At 67.4% G+C, this 17,493-nt stretch carries 11 protein-coding genes and 4 pseudogenes; 8 read left to right on the top strand and 7 right to left on the bottom strand.

Annotation, left to right across the window (positions count from 1 at the left end; translation table 11 throughout):
* Nucleotides 1-59 precede the first annotated feature (59 nt).
* Nucleotides 60-758, top strand: coding sequence for a BA14K family protein (locus tag ACFQE0_RS13180; protein WP_378970250.1), 699 nt, complete (start codon nucleotides 60-62; stop codon nucleotides 756-758).
* A gap of 103 nt (nucleotides 759-861) precedes the next feature.
* Here ACFQE0_RS13180 and ACFQE0_RS13175 read toward each other — a convergent pair whose 3' ends face one another.
* Nucleotides 862-2,442, bottom strand: a complete 1,581-nt coding sequence (locus tag ACFQE0_RS13175; RefSeq protein ID WP_378970247.1) for a catalase — start codon at nucleotides 2,440-2,442, stop codon at nucleotides 862-864.
* A 138-nt stretch (nucleotides 2,443-2,580) separates the two neighbouring features.
* Between ACFQE0_RS13175 and ACFQE0_RS13170 the strand changes: the two genes are divergently transcribed.
* From ACFQE0_RS13170 to ilvA, 5 genes and pseudogenes are all read left to right on the top strand, one after another.
* Nucleotides 2,581-3,510 carry a LysR substrate-binding domain-containing protein gene (locus tag ACFQE0_RS13170; protein WP_378970245.1) on the top strand — a complete coding sequence of 310 codons (930 nt, stop codon included), beginning with the start codon at nucleotides 2,581-2,583 and terminating at the stop codon, nucleotides 3,508-3,510.
* 56 nt (nucleotides 3,511-3,566) lie between these two features.
* A complete protein-coding gene (locus tag ACFQE0_RS13165; protein ID WP_378970243.1) occupies nucleotides 3,567-5,081 on the top strand; it encodes a lyase family protein in 1,515 nt (504 codons plus the stop codon).
* Nucleotides 5,082-5,151: 70 nt separating this feature from the next.
* Nucleotides 5,152-6,210: an AbrB family transcriptional regulator gene (locus ACFQE0_RS13160; protein ID WP_378970241.1), complete on the top strand. Its 1,059-nt coding sequence runs from the start codon at nucleotides 5,152-5,154 to the stop codon at nucleotides 6,208-6,210.
* Nucleotides 6,207-6,554, top strand: a complete 348-nt coding sequence (locus ACFQE0_RS13155) for a diacylglycerol kinase (protein WP_378970238.1) — start codon at nucleotides 6,207-6,209, stop codon at nucleotides 6,552-6,554. The genes ACFQE0_RS13160 and ACFQE0_RS13155 overlap by 4 nt, the downstream gene beginning before the upstream one ends.
* Nucleotides 6,555-6,618: 64 nt before the next feature.
* A pseudogene (ilvA, locus tag ACFQE0_RS13150) lies at nucleotides 6,619-8,139 on the top strand (threonine ammonia-lyase, biosynthetic); the annotation flags it as partial.
* Between the two features lie 7 nt (nucleotides 8,140-8,146).
* Here ilvA and ACFQE0_RS13145 read toward each other — a convergent pair.
* From ACFQE0_RS13145 to ACFQE0_RS13135, 3 genes and pseudogenes are all read right to left on the bottom strand, one after another.
* The gene (locus ACFQE0_RS13145) at nucleotides 8,147-8,824 is read right to left on the bottom strand and encodes an MgtC/SapB family protein (RefSeq protein ID WP_378970236.1); all 678 of its coding nucleotides are present in this window, start codon (nucleotides 8,822-8,824) and stop codon (nucleotides 8,147-8,149) included.
* A gap of 19 nt (nucleotides 8,825-8,843) precedes the next feature.
* Nucleotides 8,844-9,781 (bottom strand): annotated as a pseudogene (locus ACFQE0_RS13140) (EcsC family protein).
* A 39-nt stretch (nucleotides 9,782-9,820) separates the two neighbouring features.
* A pseudogene (locus ACFQE0_RS13135) lies at nucleotides 9,821-11,202 on the bottom strand (AmpG family muropeptide MFS transporter).
* Nucleotides 11,203-11,359: 157 nt separating this feature from the next.
* Between ACFQE0_RS13135 and ACFQE0_RS13130 the strand changes: the two are divergent.
* Nucleotides 11,360-12,400 (top strand): PAS domain-containing protein, encoded by a 1,041-nt coding sequence (locus tag ACFQE0_RS13130; protein ID WP_378970234.1) that lies wholly within the window; start codon nucleotides 11,360-11,362, stop codon nucleotides 12,398-12,400.
* A gap of 2 nt (nucleotides 12,401-12,402) precedes the next feature.
* Here the strand turns inward: ACFQE0_RS13130 and mutS are convergent, their stop codons facing one another.
* The 3 genes and pseudogenes from mutS to ACFQE0_RS13115 all read right to left on the bottom strand — a co-directional run bounded on the left by mutS (nucleotide 12,403) and on the right by ACFQE0_RS13115 (nucleotide 16,560).
* Nucleotides 12,403-15,135: a DNA mismatch repair protein MutS gene (gene mutS, locus ACFQE0_RS13125; protein WP_378970232.1), complete on the bottom strand. Its 2,733-nt coding sequence runs from the start codon at nucleotides 15,133-15,135 to the stop codon at nucleotides 12,403-12,405.
* Nucleotides 15,136-15,241: 106 nt separating this feature from the next.
* Entirely contained in the window at nucleotides 15,242-15,532 is a 291-nt protein-coding gene (locus tag ACFQE0_RS13120) for a hypothetical protein (protein WP_378975464.1), read from the bottom strand.
* A 129-nt stretch (nucleotides 15,533-15,661) separates the two neighbouring features.
* Nucleotides 15,662-16,560: pseudogene (locus ACFQE0_RS13115) on the bottom strand (alpha/beta fold hydrolase).
* A gap of 143 nt (nucleotides 16,561-16,703) precedes the next feature.
* On the opposite strand from ACFQE0_RS13115, the gene ACFQE0_RS13110 reads away from it, so the two are divergent.
* The gene (locus ACFQE0_RS13110) at nucleotides 16,704-17,456 is read left to right on the top strand and encodes an SDR family oxidoreductase (RefSeq protein WP_378970228.1); all 753 of its coding nucleotides are present in this window, start codon (nucleotides 16,704-16,706) and stop codon (nucleotides 17,454-17,456) included.
* Nucleotides 17,457-17,493: the final 37 nt, after the last annotated feature.

Genomic DNA, 17,493 nt, shown 5'->3' with positions numbered 1-17,493 from the left:
GATCGATTCAGGTCGTGGCACGTTCATGGGTCAGGAAACACTTTTACAGGGTGGACTGAATGACTCGCGGAACTTACGGCCTCGCTTTCGCCTCGGCGCTCGCGCTTGGCCTGACGATGATGCCGGTGGGCGCGCAGGCACAGGGTCGCGGTAACGCCTTGTCGGGCGGCGGCGTCTCGGCCGGCGGCTACGGTGCCAACCAGATCGGAATGGGCACCGGTGGCGTGAACAATGGCGTTGGGATCGGCGGCAACGCCATTAGCGGCGGCCTGAACCGCGGCGGCTTCAACGGCGGTCTCGCCGGTCGCGGCTTCAACAATGGCGGATTTGGGCGTGGCGCCGGGATCGTCGGCGGTGGCGGCTACAACCGCGGCGGCTACGGCTTCAACCGTGGTGGGTATGCCTACAATCGTGGCGGTTATGGCTACAACCGCGGCTACTATGGCCGTGGCTACGGCCGCAGCGGTCTCGGCCTTGCGGCAGGGATCGGCCTCGGGACCGGTATCGGCCTCGCGGCGGGCGGTCTTTACGGCGGCGGGTACGGCTATGGCTACCCGGCCTACGGCTACAACGACGGGTATTACGGCTACGATTACGGTCCGTCCTACGGCACGGTCGGCTACGCGCCGGTCGCGACGGAAACAGTGGGTGCGGACGACGATTCGGCGATCGAGGCCTGCGCCCGCCGCTTCAAGACCTACGATCCGCAGAGCCAGACCTACATCGCTCGCAAGGGTGTGCGTCGCTCCTGCCCGTAAGCTGACAGCATAATTCAAAAAAGCCCCGCGCGGTTCGACCGCGCGGGGCTTTCTTTCGCGAAGGGCGTCGACGATCGGCAGATCGTTGATGCCCTTCCGCTACTTACTCCGCAGCGACCCGCGGGGCGTTCTCGGTGTAGGTCTCGGGCGCCAGGCGCTTGCCCGGAGCGGCCCGGCCCGGCAGCGGCGGAAGGGCCTTGGCCTTCTCCAGGTCGATGCCCGCGCCCTCGGCGACGCGACGGCCGTAATCCTCGTCGGCATGCCAGAAGTGCCAGACCATCCGAAGCTGGATCGGCTCGGGGCACTGCTTCATGTCGTTGACGAGGTTGGCGATCAGGTCCTCACGCTCCCAATCTTCGAAGGACCGGTAGCGCACACCCGCCTGGGTGTAGTCGTCCTCGGTGCGCGACGTCTGATAGCGGCCGAGACGGCCCTCGACCGGCTGGTGGTACTCGGTCGTCTTCGGCGCCTCGCGCAGGCCCTCGGCCAGAGTCGACGGCTCGTAGTTGATGTGCCGGTTCGGACCGGTGCCATCGACACCGTAGGTCATCTGACCGTCCCGCTGGTTCGAATAGACCTTCACGCCGGGCTGCGGCGCGTTGATCGGCAGCTGGAGATAGTTGGCACCCACGCGGTACCGCTGCGTGTCCGAGTAGGACAGCGTCCGACCTTGGAGCATCTTGTCGTCGGAGAAATCGACGCCATCCACGAGCACGCCCGTGCCGAAGGCCGACTGCTCGACTTCCGCGAAGAAGTTATCCGGCACCCGGTCGAGCACCATGCGGCCGACGGGGAGCAGCGGGAAATCCTCGACGGGCCAAAGCTTGGTGTCGTCGAGCGGATCGAACGACAGGTGATCGTTCGGGCCGTCCGGCATGATCTGCACGCAGAATTCCCACTCGGGGAAATTGCCCGCCTTGATGTTGTCGTACAGGTCGCGGGTCGCGTGGCCGACATCCTTCGCCTGGATCTCAGAAGCCTGCTGCGAGGTCAGGTTGCGGACGCCCTGCTTCGGCTGCCAGTGGAACTTGCAGAGGACGGCCTCGCCCTTGTCGTTCACCAGCTTGTAGGTGTTGACGCCAGAGCCTTCCATCTCGCGATAGTTGGCCGGGATGCCCCACGGCGACTTCAGGTGCGTCACCATGTGGATGGCTTCGGGATGCTGGGCCACGAAGTCGAAGAAGCGCCACGCCTCCTGCCGGTTGGTCACCGGATCGGGCTTGAACGCGTGGATCATGTCGGGGAACTTGATCGCGTCGCGGATGAAGAAAACCTTCAGGTTGTTACCTACGAGGTCCCAGTTACCATCGACGGTCTTGAACTTCACCGCGAAGCCGCGCGGGTCGCGCTCGGTCTCCGGAGATTCCTTGGCGCCTGCCACGGTGGAGAAGCGCACGAACATCGGCGTCTTCACGCCGGTCTCGTTCAGCACGCGGGCGCGGGTGTACTTCGAGGCCGGCTCGTCACCGATCTTGCCGTAGGCCTCGAACCAGCCGTGAGCGCCTGCACCGCGCGCGTGAACGACGCGCTCCGGGATCCGCTCGCGGTCGAAGTGGGTGATCTTTTCGATGAACTGGTAGTTCTCGAGGGTCGCCGGGCCGCGCTCCCCGACCGTGCGGGTGCTCTGGTTGTCGCGGACCGGATGGCCCTGGCGGGTCGTCAGGATCGGGCGTTGATCGCTCATGCGTCTCGTCTTTCCTTGGGCCGAACCGAGCCGGCTGTGCAGATGCCGTCTCAAACTGGAACCGTTCCGGGGAGGTTATGTACCCGGCGGGACGATCTGACAAATGCATCGTCGCAAACGCTGTGATAGACGCTGTCTATGAACCTTTCAGGACTGTCCCTGCGCGACTTGGAATATGTGGTCGCCGTCGCGGATGAGAGCCACTTCGGCAGGGCGGCAGAACGCTGCAACGTCAGCCAGCCGACACTCAGCGTACAAATTCGCAAACTTGAGGACGCCCTGGGTCTTGCGCTGTTCGAGAGATCGAACCGGCGCGTTCTTCTGACCGAGGCCGGGCAGGCCATCGTGCGGCAGGCGCGGACGGTGCTGGCCGAGGCGCAACGTCTGCTCGCCCTGGCATCCGAGGGTCGCGGTGCGCCGCTCACCGGGCGGCTTTCGCTCGCCGCGATCCAGACGTTGGGGCCATATTTCTTTCCGCTGGTCATGCGGTCGCTGCGCGAGGCCTTCCCTCTCCTCAGCCTGTCCCTGTCCGAATCGCGCACCGCCGACATCGTCGAGGGGCTGCGCGAGGGCCGCATCGACGCCGCCCTGGTTTCCCTCCCGCTCACACAGGCACGGCTGACGCTCTCGCCGCTGTTCATCGAGCCGTTCTTGCTGGCCTGCCCGGCGGAGCACGCGCTGGCACAGGGCGGCGCCCTCTCGGCAGGCTCCGTGGCCGGGCCCGACCTGCTCCTGCTCGATGAAGGCAACTGCCTGCGCGACCAGACCATCGCGGCCTGCGGCGCGGGGTCTTCGGCCGGGCGACATGCCACCAGCCTTGAGACACTCCGCTCGATGGTGGCCGCCGGGGCGGGCTACACCCTTCTGCCTGCGCTCGCGGTGCCGTCGATGCCCGACCCTAGCGGCCTGACCGTGATCCGCAGTTTCGACGTGGACGGCCCGGGCCGCACCATCGCGCTGGCGTGGCGAACGAGCGACCCGCGCTCGGCGGGGCTTGCAAGCTTGGCCGCCTTCTTCCGCGCCCACGCCCCACCGAGGACAGCGGCCTGCCGCGACGCGGCTGCTTGAACGCGAGAGCCGCAGGGCTCTATCTCCCCATCGCCGGAAGGGGCGGGAGGATATCGATGCGGCTAGTTTTGACAGCGCTCCTCGCGACGGTGAGTTGGGGCGCAACCGCCCTCGCCGCGAACCACGATTCGGCCCCGGACGTGTTCGCACGCATCGATGAGATCGACCGCGCCTCGCTAGTGATGACGGTGGAGACCGGCATCGTTCCACGCCCGCTGGGTCATACGATCGCTCTGGCGCTGGATCGTGTCGCGTCCGATGCGGAGAAACCCGGCGCGTCCAGGCCGGACGACTACCTGCGCATCGAGCCGCTGATCATCGCCATCGCCGGTCCCGACGCCACGCGGATGCATGCGGGACGCAGCCGCCAGGACATCATCCCCACCGTTCTGAAGCTTGAACAGCGCGACCGGTTGCTGGACCTCGCCGCGGCTCTGGCCGACGCGCGGGCGAGCCTTCTCGCCTTGGCCGAGCGGGAAGCCGCGACCATCGTTCCGGCCTACACGAACGGCGTCCAGGCGCAGCCGACGACCTACGGGCATGTCCTGCTCGCCTACGCAGCCGCAATGGCCCGCGATTCGGACCGCCTGAGGGAAGCCTGGGCCCGCACCAATCTCTCGCCCTTGGGCGCGGCGGCCCTCGGCACGTCGAGCTTCCCCGTGGATCGCAAACGTCTCGCAGCACTCCTCGGCTTCGATGCGCCCGTCGAGAATAGCTATGACGCGGGACAGCTCGCGCCGATGGATCTCGGCTTGGAACTGACTGGCATCGCGGCCAACCTCGCGACCACGGCCGGAAGCTTCGCGCAGGATCTCTATGCGCAGTACCACCAGACCAAGCCGTGGATCCTGCTCCGTGAGGGTGCCCTGACCGGGCCGAGCAGCATCATGCCGCAAAAGCGGAATCCGGTTGCGCTCTACAGCCTGCGGATGAATGCGAGCGATGTGGTCGGTGGCGCGATGGCCTTCACCGTAATGGCGCACAACGTCGATTCCGGGATGCCGGACTACAAGCGCAACCAGACGATTCCGCCCGCGCGGACGCTGGCCCTCGCGACCGAGATGTGCCGCCGCTGGGTGTCGGTACTCGATGGACTCGTCGTGGACCGGGATCGCGCGGCGGCGGAAGTCGCTGCGGATTACTCCACCACCACCGAGCTCGCCGACACGCTCCAACGGGAAGCAAACGTCCCATTCCGCCTCGGCCACCATTTCGCTTCCGAACTCGTCACCTACGGGCGCGGCCGCGATCTGCGCCCGGCCGACCTTCCCTTCGACGAGGTGCAGCGGATCTATGCGGACGCCGCCCAGGCGCCCGGCCTTCCTCAGGACATGCCGAAGACGCTTCCGCTGACCGAGGCGCGCTTCCGCGAGGCCCTGTCGGCCTCGGGCATGATCGCCGCGGCCAAGGGGTTGGGAGGACCGCAGCAAGCCGAGGTGACGCGCATGCTAGGCGAAGCCCGCGACAGGCTCGCCACCGACCGCACTTGGCTGGCCGATAAGCGCAACGGTCTCGCCAAGGCACGCTCTGGGCTCGACACGGCCTTCGCGGCTCTCGCGAATGGCGGGTGACAGGGGGCGCGCGGCGGTGTAGCGGGCGGGACGCCCGTCCGATCCGGCGGGATTGCCTCCCCCGATTGCCGTGCCCTCCCTCCGCACCATCGGCCTCTGGCTCGCGCTCGTCGCGGCCTCGGCCCTCATCGCCTACGGCCTGACGGTCGCGCGGTTTCCCGCTGCCCTGCTCCTCGGTCCCATGATCGCGGCCATCGCCTTCGGCGTCGGGGGCTCGCATCTGAATGTCCCGCGCAGCGGCTTCCTCGCGGCCCAGGCGATGATCGGCTGTCTCGTCGCCCATGCGGTGACGGGGCAGATCGCCCAGACACTCTACGAGGACGGCTTCGTGATCGTCGCCGTGGTGCTGGTGACGGTCGCCTTTTCCGGCCTCGTCGGCTGGGTGCTGACGCGCCTGCGCGTCCTGCCCGGCACGACAGCGGCCTGGGGGTCTTCACCGGGCGGCGCCTCGGCGATGGTCGCCATGGCCGAGGATTTCGGGGCGGATCCCCGCCTCGTCGCCTTCATGCAATATGTCCGCGTCGCGGCCGTGGTCTTCTCGGCTTCGCTGGCGGCGCGGTTCCTGATGCACGATGCCCCGCTCGGCGCGGCGGCGGGTGCGGGCGATGCCTCGGAATTGAGTTCCGTCGCTGCGACGCTCCTCGTGGCGGCCGTCGGCGCCTTCGTCGCGCTGAAGCTGAAAGTCCCCGCAGGGGCGCAGATCGGACCGATGGTGCTGGGCTCCGTGCTCCACGCCACCGGGCTCGTGCGCATGGCGCTGCCGGTGACGATCCTCGAACTCGCCTATGCCTGCATCGGTTGGTATGTCGGCCTGCGCTTCACCCGCGAGACCCTGCGGATGACCTTCACCGCGCTGCCCGGCATCCTCGTGGCGACCTTCACGGTCATCCTGCTCTGCGCGGGCTGGGCCTTCCTGCTGACGCTGATCCTGCCTATCGACCTGCTCACCGCCGTCCTGGCGACCAGCCCCGGCGGTCTCGACTCGGTAGCGATCATCGCCGTAGGCTCGCAGGCCGACGTCTCGTTCGTGCTGGCGGTGCAGACCCTGCGGCTCTTCGTGGTGCTGCTGACCGGGCCGCTTCTCGCGAAATGGATCAGCCGTTCGGTGAATGAGGACGCGGCCCCGTGAATGCCCTTAGGCTGGCCTTCCTCAACTCCTGGCGAGGGCTGATCCACGGCGCGCGCACCGAGCGGGCCGTGCGTCAGGAATTGCTGCTGCTCGCCGTCGGCGCGCCCCTGGCCCTGGCGCTTGGCAGCACGCTCTGGGTTCGTGTCGCCCTGCTGGCGAGCCTGCTCCTGATGCTCGCCGCCGAATACCTGAACACGGCGATCGAGAAACTATGCGACCATCTTCACCCTGACCGTCATCCCCGGATCGGCACGGTGAAGGATCTCGCCTCGGCGGGCGCGTTTCTGGCGCAGATGACGGCCCTGCTCGTCTGGGCGGCCGCGCTGATGGAACGTCTGGTCTGAGCGGGACGGCCTCGCCTCATCGGACGTAAGGGTCTATGCCGCGTGGCTCGGAACCGAACCGCAGCCGATGACCGACTACATCAAGAAGATCCTCACCGCCCGCGTCTACGACGTGGCGATCGAGAGCCCCCTCGACCCGATGCCGCGCCTGTCGCGCCGCCTCGACCGTCCGGTGCTGCTGAAGCGCGAGGACCTGCAACCGGTCTTCTCGTTCAAGCTGCGGGGCGCCTACAACAAGCTCTCGGGCCTCTCGCCCGATCAGGTCGCCCGCGGCGTGGTCTGCGCCTCGGCGGGAAACCATGCCCAGGGCGTTGCGCTCGCAGCGGCCAAGCTCGGCGCCCGCGCGGTGATCGTGATGCCGCGCACCACCCCCTCCATCAAGGTCGATGCCTGCCGGGCGCGCGGCGCCGAGGTGGTGCTTCATGGCGATGCCTTCGATGAGGCGCTGGCCGAGGCCCGCCGCCGGGAGCACGAGGACGGGCTCACCTTCCTTCACCCGTTCGACGACGAGGACGTGATCGCGGGCCAGGGGACCATCGGCAAGGAGATCCTGCAGCAGCATACCGGCCCGATCGAGGCGATCTTCGTGCCCGTGGGCGGGGGCGGCCTCGCAGCGGGCATTGCGACCTTCGTGAAGTACCTGCGGCCTGAGACGAAGGTGATCGGGGTCGAGCCAGAGGACGCGGCCTGCATGAAGGCGGCCCTGGAAGCGGGCGGCCTCGTGGACCTGCCCTCGGTCGGCCTGTTCGCGGACGGCGTCGCCGTGCGCCGGGCGGGCGAGGAGACTTTCCGCCTGTGCCGGGCGCATCTCGACGGGGTCATCACCGTCGATACCGACGCCATGTGCGCGGCCGTGAAGGACATCTTCGACGACACCCGCGCCGTGTCCGAGCCCTCCGGGGCGCTCAGCCTCGCGGGTGCCAAGCTCTATGCCGAGCGAGAAGGTGGGACCGGCACGCTGGTGGCCGTGTCCTCGGGCGCGAATCTCAATTTCGACCGTCTGCGCCACATCGCCGAGCGTGCCGAGATCGGCGAGCAGCGGGAAGTGTTGCTCGGTGTCACGATCCCGGAACGGCCGGGCGCCTATCGCGACTTCATCAAGGCGCTGGGCCCGCGCGCCATCACCGAGTTCAACTATCGCCAAGCCCCCGCCTCCGATGCGCAGATCTTCGTCGGCATCAACCTCGCGGGGGGCAAGCGGGAGAAGCAGGAGTTGATGGGCGCGCTGCGCGAGGCTGGCTATCGGGTGCTCGACATGAGCGACAACGAGATGGCCAAGGTCCATGTGCGCTACATGGTCGGCGGTCGCAGCCCCGGCCTCGGCCACGAGCGGCTGTTCCGGTTCCAGTTCCCGGAGCGGCCTGGCGCGTTGATGAAGTTCCTCGACGCCCTCGGGCCGGGCTTCGACATCACCCTGTTCCACTACCGCAACCACGGCGCCGATTACGGTCGCGTGCTCGCGGGAATCGACGTGCCGCCCGGCGACCGTTCGCGCTTCGACGCGGCGATCGAGTCGTTGGGCTATCCGGCCACGGACGAGACCGACAACCCCGCCTACCGGCTGTTTCTCGACGGGGGCGCGTGAGGATCCCTCACTCGTTCTTGGTCTCGACGGACACTACACCGCCCGCCTCGCTTAGCTTGCGCTCGATGAGAGCCAGCGCCGAGGGTGGGAGGGCGGCGAATTGGATCGTCACCACCTCGTGGTCGGCATCCTCCGAGGGCAGCATGACGAACTGGCGGATGCGGGACGCGTAGTCGCCCGTGATCGCGTGGAGCGCGTCCAACGACATGGTGCCCCGCTTCACCGTCAGGCGCAGGCGGTGGCCGCGCATCCGGTCGCGCCAGCGCTCCTCGATCGGCTTCACCCCCGCCAGGATGCCGACCACGATCGTCGTCGCTGCGAGCGCGGGCACATAGAGCCCCGCCCCGACCGCAAGCCCGATAGCCGCCACCGCCCAGAGGCTCGCGGCAGTGGTGAGGCCCTTCACCACTTCGCCCTTCAGCAAAATCGTCCCCGCGCCGAGGAAGCCGATTCCCGACACGACCTGCGCTGCGATTCGCGAGGGATCGAGCACGACGTTGTGGGTGCCGAGCACGTCTGCGAAGCCGAAGGCCGAAACGAGCATGATCAGGCACGAGCCGGTGCAGACCAGCATGTGCGTGCGCAGGCCCGCCGCCCAAAGGAGGCGCTCGCGCTCAAGCCCGACCACGCTGCCGAAGGCGGCCGCAGCCGCCAGCCGCACGATCATCTCTCCATTGCCGATCACGGGCGCGCTCCTCGAACGATCAAGCCGGGCCGAGGGCGGCCTTCTCGATCTCGTAGGCGGCGCGTACAGCCGGCGCGCCGTAACGGCGTTCCAGACGGCGGATGGTGAAATGAGCACGCGCCGTCGCCTGAAAATGGTTCATGAAGACGGTGTTCACCGCCGCGCCACCCACGGCACCGAGCACCGGCACCGCCTGCGCAGCGACCTTCTCGGAGACGACGATGCCGAACCGGGCGGCGACCTGCGCCGCAAAGCGCATCAGCGCCGGTCCGGACTGATCGGCCAGCGTGATGGTGCCAGCGTATTTGGCGGCTTCGGCCATCGTCTTGGCGAGGGCTGCCCGAACCGCGAAGTAGCCGCTCTCGGTCAGGGTCGAACCAGCCTCAGACGCGGCCAGCTTGCCGCCGCCGAGGGCGAAGACCTGGATGCAGGCGAGCGCGCCCTCCGGCGTGTCAATGTCCTCACCCTCTTCCCGCGCGATTTCCGCGATGGAGCGGAGCATGATCGTGGTGGAGACCGGGGCTCGACGGCGATGGTCGCGATGCCGAAAGCGCCGCCGAGGGCGCCTGACATGGCTGCGAGAGCGCGGTGGCGCCCCTCGCCCGAGCCCATGATGCGCTTGAGAAGCCCCTCATCGGTGCTGCGCGGCACGGGCAGGCCGTTCGCGGCGAGCGTGGGGGCGTTCTTGGGCAACGTTGCGAGGGCGACGCGGATCGCGGTCCGCAATGCCGCTTCGGTACCTTTGGCCACCGCATCCATGACCGGAGTGGGCAGCGAGCGGCCCAGCATCTCGATCGGCGTTCCCGCCGCGGCTGAGAGCCGCGCCGCGAGACCCGGCCGCTCCAGCGCCTGTACCGCCTTCCGCAGGGCGGCGAGGTCTTCTTCGAGCATCACCGGAGCCGCCGTATCGGCGGGTGGAAGGATCTCGCCAGAGAGGATCACATCGCCGCTCGTCATGGCACCACCGCTCAAGTCCAGGCCCCTCGGTTAACGCGCCTACGCGGTCTTCGGCTCACCGGCCTGCGGTCCCGCGGGGGATGGAAGCGGGGAGACGCCATGCGGGTTCCCTTCCGCCTCGGGCTCTTTCGGGCCCGTGCGGCGTCCGACTGCGACGCACAGGGCCAGCACCGGAATCCCGATCAGCGACGTGAAGACGAAGAAGGCCGGGTAGCCGATGGAAGCGACAATGAAGCCCGAGGCGCCCGCGATGAGCTTCCCCGGCAGGGCGTAGAGCGAGGAAAACAGGGCATATTGCGTGGCCGCATAGGCCGGGCTCGTGAGGCTCGACATGTAGGCGATGAGGACGATCCCGGCGAAGGACCCGCAGAAGTTCTCGACCGAGATCGCTACGATCAGCCGCCAGATCTCCGGCGCACCCGCCGACAGCCATGCAAAGGAGAGGTGCGAGGCCGCCGCCAGGAACCCGCCGAGCAGCAGCGTCGGGAACAGGCCGAGCCGCGACAGCGCCCAGCCGCCGACGAAACCACCTGCGATCCCGACCCAGACTCCGTAGAGCTTCGTGACGGTTGCAATCTCCTTCAGATCGAAGCCGAGATGCCGGTAGAGCGGGCTTGCCATGACGCCCGAGAGGAAGTCCGGCAGGCGGAACAGCGCGACGAGGAGTAGAATGGCGTAGAGCGCCGGGCCGAAGCGGCCATGCAACTCGGACAGAGGCTCCACAAGGGCGCGGCGGGCCGACCAGAAACGCGAGACGGGCTTCGGCTCAGCGGCGGCGGCGGCAACCTTACGATCATAGGGCGGGGCCAGCAGCGCGGCGGTCAGCCCGACCAGCATCAGGCCGGCCATTGTCAAGTAGGCGACCTGCCAGCCCCCGAGGCGGCAATGAACAGGGCGCCCGCCCCAGCGGTGATCAGTCCGAGCCGGTAGCCGAGATTGGAGGTGGCGGCGAGAATGCCCTGCATGTCGCTGCCCGCCGCGTCGATGCGCCAGCCGTCGATCACGACGTCCTGGCTCGCCGCGCAGAAGGAGACGAGGAAGGCCCCTAGGCCGAGCAGGGCGAGGTCGGTCTTCGGATCCGCGAAGGCCATCACGAACAGGCTGAGTGCCGTGGCGATCTGCGTCGCCACCATCCAGGCGCGGCGGCGGCCGAGATGGCGCGCGAGGACCGGCACATCCGTCCTGTCGATCAATGGAGCCCACAGGAACTTCAGCGAATAGGGCAATGCGACGTAGCTGAAGAGACCGATGGTCTTCACATCGATGTCGGAGAAGGCCAGCCGCAGGGTGAACGTGCTGAGCACCAGCAGAAGGGGCAGGCCGGACGAGAAGCCGAGCGCCAGCATTAGCAGGATGCGCTTGTCCTCAACGATGTCGCGCAGCCGAAAGCGGCGCGTTTGCTTGTGAGCGGCAACGGGCATTCGCTGGAACTCCTCGACCTGCTCGCTCTTATCAGGCAAAATCGTGGCGACGTTGCGCCGAGCGTGTTTTGCCCGGAAGGCTGGCCGCGCCATCATGGTCAACGCCTGCTTAACGGGCCTTTTACTTCGGAGCGGCATCACCGGGTGATGGGGCGAAGTGGATGAGGCGTTGAGTAACGGGTCCGAGCGCGGTCCACCTATCGTGAGCCTTTCGGCGGCATTCGCTGCGTCGCCTTCGCCGATGCTGGTTGCCGATGCGCGCGCGCCCGACCACCCGATCCTCTGGGCAAACGATGCGTTCCTGCGCCAGACCGGCTATCCCGCCGACGAGGTGCTTGGCCGCAATTGCCGCTTTCTCCAGGGGCCGGATACCGACCGCAGCAGCGTCGAGGAAATCCGCCAAGCCATCGCAGCGGGCCGCGCCGTCTCTGTCGAGCTTCTGAACTACCGTAAAGACGGTACGCCGTTCTGGAACTCGTTCACGCTCACGCCCGTGAACGACGAACAGGGCTTAGCGTTCTTTGTCGGTGCCCAGGTGGATACGACCCTGGCGCATACGAATGCCGAGCGCACCATTGCCCTCGGCACCGCGCTCGACCGTAAGACGGCGATGATCCACGAGATCGACCATCGGGCGAAGAACAATCTGCAGGTCATCTCCTCACTGCTCCTGCTGAAGGCCCGCCGAACGGTCGGGGGAGAGACCCGCGAAGCCCTGGAAGGCATGGCCGAGCGCATCGGGGCGCTGTCCGTCGCCCATCGTCTGCTCTGCGCGGGCGAGGATGGCAGCCATTTCGAGCTGACCGAGTTCGTCAGCGAACTCGTGTCGGAATTCGAAGCCGGCATGGCCGATGATCGCGTTCGAATCGATAGCGACGTCGATACCGTCACGCTCCCCGCCTCCATGGCAGCGCCGCTCGCTTTGATGCTGCACGAACTCGTGGCCAATGCCCTTCGCCACGCCTTCCCCGGCGGCCGACACGGACGGATTTCGATCTTCGCCAAGCGTGCCGAAGTCGGCCTCTCGATCGCGATCAGCGACGACGGCATCGGGTTCGACGTGGCGGCGCAGAACGAAACCGGCTTCGGCCGCAGCCTCGTAGAGATGGTCTCCCGGCAATTGCGCGGCACCGTCCGCTGGCTACCCATGGGCAGCGGCACGCGGGTGGAGATCGCCATCCCCCTCCGCGTCGCCTGAGATCAGCCCGAGACGAGCCGTTCCGCCCGTTCCCGCTTCAGCCGGTACAAGGCCTCCAGGGCCTCGCGCGGGGTCAGTGAGTCGGGGTCGATCCCATCGAGCATCAGCGCAACGGAATCGTCGACCGGTTCGGGCGTGGGTTCCGGTGGGGGTGGCGGCGAGAGAGTCGCGAAGAGCGGCAGATCGTCGATCCGCGCCCGAGCCGAGCGCCCGCCCTGCGACTTCTCCAGGCTCTTGAGGATAGCGCCCGCGCGCGACACGACGCTCGCCGGCAATCCGGCAAGGCGGGCGACCTGAAGGCCGTAACTGCGCTCGGCGATGCCGGGCACGACCTCGTGCAGGAACACGACCCCGCCCCGGTGCTCCGCAACTTTGAGCGTTGCGTTGTCGATCCGCGCCAGCCGGTCGCCGAGGGCGGTCAGCTCGTGGAAGTGTGTCGCGAATAGAGCCCGGCAGGCATTGGCCTCGTGCAGATGTTCGAGACAGGCCCAGGCGATGGAAAGACCATCGAACGTCGCCGTGCCGCGCCCGATCTCGTCGAGGATCACCAGGGATCGCCGGGTGGCCTGATTCAGAATCGCGGCGGTCTCGACCATCTCAACCATGAAGGTCGATTGCCCCCGCGCGAGGTCGTCGGCCGCGCCGACGCGGGAGAATAGCCGGTCGACACGACCGATCTGCGCGGACGTGGCAGGTACGAAGGCACCCATCTGCGCCAGCACGACGATCAGCGCGTTCTGGCGTAGGAAGGTCGACTTGCCGCCCATGTTGGGTCCGGTGATGAGCCGGATGCGGCCCCTCCCCTCGCCGGACAGGTCGCAATCGTTCGCGATGAACGGCTCGCCCGTGCGGCGAAGGGCGGCTTCCACCACCGGATGGCGACCGCCGGAAATCGCGAAACTGAGGGAATCGTCTACGACCGGCCGCCGCCAATCGCCTTCCACCGCCATCGCCGCGTGGCTCTGCGCCACATCGAGAGAGGCAAGCGCCTCCGCCACAGCGCCGAGGCTCGCCGAAGCCGAGACGACGGCGCCCGCGAGATCGTCGAACACCTCGCTTTCCAGGGCGAGCGCCCGGTCTGCGGCACCGGAGATCTTACGCTCCAGCTCGCCGAGTTCGACGCTGGTGAAGCGCATGGCGTCCACCATCGTCTGCCGGTGCACGAACTCCTTCTGGAGCCCCTTCAAGCAGGCCTCACCGATGGATTGCGGCACCTCGATGAAATAGCCGAGCAGATTGTTGTGCTTGATCCGGAGGGTGCGGCAACCGGTCTCCTCGGCGTAGCGGGCCTGAAGGGCCGCCACGACCTTGCGCGAATCCTGGCCGAGCAGACGCGCCTCATCGATCTCCGCGAGGAAGCCCTGCCTGACGAAGCCACCATCGCGGCGCGACAGGGGGAGTTCGTCGGCGAGCGCGGCGGTCAGAGTCCGCGCGAGTTCGGGATCGACGCCTGATAGGGCACGGCCGATCTCCGCGAGGGCCGCCGGAAGTTCGGGCGCGGCGCTCAAGGTCTCGGCGATGGTCGAAGCCGCCGCGAGACTGTCGCGGATCGCGGCGAGATCACGCGGCCCGGCCCGCCCGAGCCCGATGCGCGACAGGGCACGCGGCAGGTCGGGGGCGGATGCCAAGGCCTCGCGGCAGGATTGTCGCAGGGCCGGATCCTCCACGAGCCGCGCCACGGCCTCCTGTCGCCGCGCGATGCGTGTGAGGTCGGTGAGCGGCCCGGCAAGATGCTCCGCAAGGAGCCGCGCGCCGTTCGCCGTAACCGTCCGGTCGATGGTGGCGAGCAAGCTGCCAGTCCGCTCGCCCGAAAGGGTGCGGGTCAGTTCGAGGTTTGCGCGGGTGGCGGCATCGATGGCGAGGGTCGCGCCAGTTTCCCCACGGCTTGGCACCGCGAGCGGCGCGCGGGCGGCGAGCTGCGTCCGTGCGATGTAGAGCAGCCCCGTTCCCGCCGCTGCGATCTCCGCGCGGGTGAACCGGCCGAATCCGTCGAGGGTCGAGACGCCGTATTGATCGCGGATGCGCCGCTCGGCCGCCGCCGGTTCGAGCTCCGCCTGCGCCAGCGGGACAATGGCCGCCCGCGTGTCCTGCCACAATCGAGCTAGAGCCGGGTCGGCGTGGATCGCCTCGGACAACACGATCTCGCGGGGATCGTGCCGTGCGATGGCGCCGGGTAGCTCGCCCGCCGGAACCTCGCTCAGGGAGAAGCGGCCGGTCGAGATGTCGATGGCAGCAAGCCCGTAGACGAAGCCGCTCTCGGACGCCTTCTGCCGGCCGATGGCCAGGAGCAGGTTGGCGCTTGCCGGATCGAGCAGCCGGTCCTCGGTGATGGTGCCGGGCGTGACGAGGCGGACCACCTCCCGCCTCACGACCGATTTCGGGCCGCGCTTCTTCGCTTCAGCGGGATCCTCGGTCTGCTCGCATACAGCGACCCGGTGGCCGAGGGCGATCAGTCGACTGAGATAATCGTCCGCCCGATCCACCGGCACGCCGCACATCGGGATCTCCGACCCTGCATGCTTGCCGCGCTTGGTGAGGACGATGCCGAGCGCCCGCGATGCGATCTCCGCATCGGCGAAGAACAGCTCGTAGAAATCGCCCATCCGGTAGAACAGGAGGCAATCGGGGTTGGCCGCCTTGATCTCGATGTACTGCGCCATCATCGGCGTGGCGCCGACCGGGTCGAGACCGCCCGTTTCCTGCGGTGCTTGAGGGAGACGAGATGTGCGGCCCATGCCGCGCTTCTATCAGAGCGCTGGCTGCGAATCAGTCCCGACGCCGCGCTTGGCTGGGGACGTTGTGGCCCGGCACCCTCGGCGCCGGGCCTGTCTTACGAAAAACTCAGTAGCGCGGGCCACCCGTGGTGTTGCCGAGCTGCTGCTTGTAGCCGGGCTGCTGCGGGTTACGGGCATTCGGATCGCCATGGCGCATGGTGTTCATGCGGCGCATCCGGCGCTGGTGCCGCGTCGAGTGATGGCGGTGCATGTGGTAGTGATGACGGCGCATCGCGGCCTGCTCCACAATACCGTCCTGGGTGAGGCCCGTCTGGACCGGCACCGGCGCGGCCTGGGCTGATCCGGCGAAAAGCGCACCGAGGACGAGCCCGGCGGCGAGAGAGGTACGAAGAGAGATCACGGTGGTCCTCCGGACGAGAATGTCTGGCGGCGGCGTAAGGCCCCGGGATCGCTGTAAGTTCCCTCGCTGCGAGCAAAAAGAAATATGATTTTCTTATACTTAGGCAGGGATTAATCGAGAACGAGCCTATCCAGATCCCGATCCAAGGTCCTCCCCCTTGAAGAAGGCGGCGAGCGCGATCGAGACAGCTTCGAAATCTTCGTGCTGAATCCAATGCGTGGTATCGGGAAACCAGCGTATCCGGCCACGATCGCACAGATGCAGGCTCGCTTCCGCCAGGCCGGGTTGAAGGGCGTGATCGCGTTGGCCCCAGAGAATCAGGGTCGGCATCGTCACGCGGGCCGGATCGCGGCGGGGTAGCCTGACGAGCGCACGGTACCACGCCAGCATGGCCGTCATCGCGCCCGGCCGTGTCCAATCCCGCGCATAGGCGTCGAGTTCGGCCTTTGTGAACGTGCCTGGCTTGCTGGTCTGATCGAGCGCCCGGCGCAGCGCCTTCGCGTTATCAGCCACGAGCCAGCGTTCGGCGAAGCCCTGCATCTGAAAGAAGCCGACATAGAGGCTGCGTAGCCACTGGCCGGGATGCCGCCGGATGTAATCGCGCACGATGCCCGGATGCGGAGCGTTGAGAATTGCGAGTCGGACAACGTGTTCGGGAAAATGGCTCGCGACCCACCACGCGACGAGGCCGCCCCAATCGTGCCCCGCCAGATGGAATCGCTCCGCGCCGCAGGCCGCCCGAGGGCGACGACATCCTCGGCCAGACGATCAAGATGATAGGGCTCGATGCCCCCCGGCTTGTCACTGAGACCGTAACCCCGTTGATCGGGCACGATCACCCGGAAACCCGCCTTCGCCAGCGGACCGATCTGCTTCTTCCAGCCCACCCAACTCTCCGGGAAGCCGTGAAGCAGGATTACGACCGGCCCGTCTGCGGGCCCAGCTTCGGCCACATGCAGATTCACCTCGCCCAGATCGATCTGGCGGAAGGCAATCTCGGGAGGGTGGGACGGATCGTGAGGCATCACCTATCTCGACGCCCATGCCGCTCTGAGCGTTCCCTTTGCGACAATCGCGGGCTTTCCCGCTCGTCTCTGGAACACGGCCGATTGCGTGCCGCGCGAGCCTCGCACTACAGCCTGTCACCAAAGAGCCCAGGGAGGACATCATGAGCGGGACGGGCAAAATCGCGATTGTCACCGGCGCCGGAACCGGTGTCGGAAAGGCTGCGGCCGTGGCGCTTGCGGGCGCGGGTTGGAAGGTCGTGCTCTCCGGCCGCCGTCGAGAATTGTTGGACGAAGTCGCCTCCGCGATCGGCGCGGAGAACACGCTCGTCGTGCCGACCGACGTGACCGATCCCGAATCGATCCGCGCCCTGTTCGACACGACCGTGCAGACATTCGGCCGCCTCGACATGCTGTTCAACAATGCCGGGATCGGCGCACCGGCCGTGCCGCTGGAGGATCTCCCTCTCGAAACGTGGCGTCAGGTTGTGGACACGAACCTGACAGCGATCTTCCTGTGTACGCAGCATGCCTTCCGCGTCATGCGCGACCAGAATCCGCGCGGCGGTCGCATCATCAATAACGGGTCGATCTCGGCGCATGCGCCGCGCCCGAACTCGATCGCCTACACGGCCACGAAGCACGCGGTGACCGGCATCACCAAGTCGACCTCCCTCGACGGTCGCGCCTACGACATCGCCTGCGGCCAGATCGATATCGGCAATGCCGACACGCCTATGGGCGGCCGAATGAAGGAGGGCGTGCCTCAGGCAGACGGCAGCATCCGCGCCGAGGCTGTGATGGACCCGCTTCACGTCGGCGAGGCCATCCTCATGATGGCGAACCTGCCGATCGAGGCGAACGTGCAGTTCATGACCGTCATGGCCACAAAGATGCCGTTCGTCGGGCGGGGATAGGCATTCTCGTCGCGTACCCCGGGAAACAATCCAGAGC

The sequence above is a fragment of the Methylobacterium komagatae genome (assembly GCF_042661665.1).
GTDB lineage: Bacteria > Pseudomonadota > Alphaproteobacteria > Rhizobiales > Beijerinckiaceae > Methylobacterium > Methylobacterium komagatae.
Note: the sequence above shows the minus strand (reverse complement) of the source record. Positions and strands in the feature narration are given on the sequence as shown.

What these genes read in the sequence shown, in the direction of transcription:
- ACFQE0_RS13180 (WP_378970250.1), top strand. Translation starts at nt 60, where the DNA reads ATGACTCGCGGAACTTACGGCCTCGCTTTCGCCTCGGCGCTCGCGCTT.
- mutS (WP_378970232.1), bottom strand. Translation starts at nt 15,135, where the DNA reads ATGGGCCGCACATCTCGTCTCCCTCAAGCACCGCAGGAAACGGGCGGT.
- ACFQE0_RS13165 (WP_378970243.1), top strand. Translation starts at nt 3,567, where the DNA reads ATGCGGCTAGTTTTGACAGCGCTCCTCGCGACGGTGAGTTGGGGCGCA.
- ACFQE0_RS13170 (WP_378970245.1), top strand. Translation starts at nt 2,581, where the DNA reads ATGAACCTTTCAGGACTGTCCCTGCGCGACTTGGAATATGTGGTCGCC.
- ACFQE0_RS13175 (WP_378970247.1), bottom strand. Translation starts at nt 2,442, where the DNA reads ATGAGCGATCAACGCCCGATCCTGACGACCCGCCAGGGCCATCCGGTC.
- ACFQE0_RS13110 (WP_378970228.1), top strand. Translation starts at nt 16,704, where the DNA reads ATGAGCGGGACGGGCAAAATCGCGATTGTCACCGGCGCCGGAACCGGT.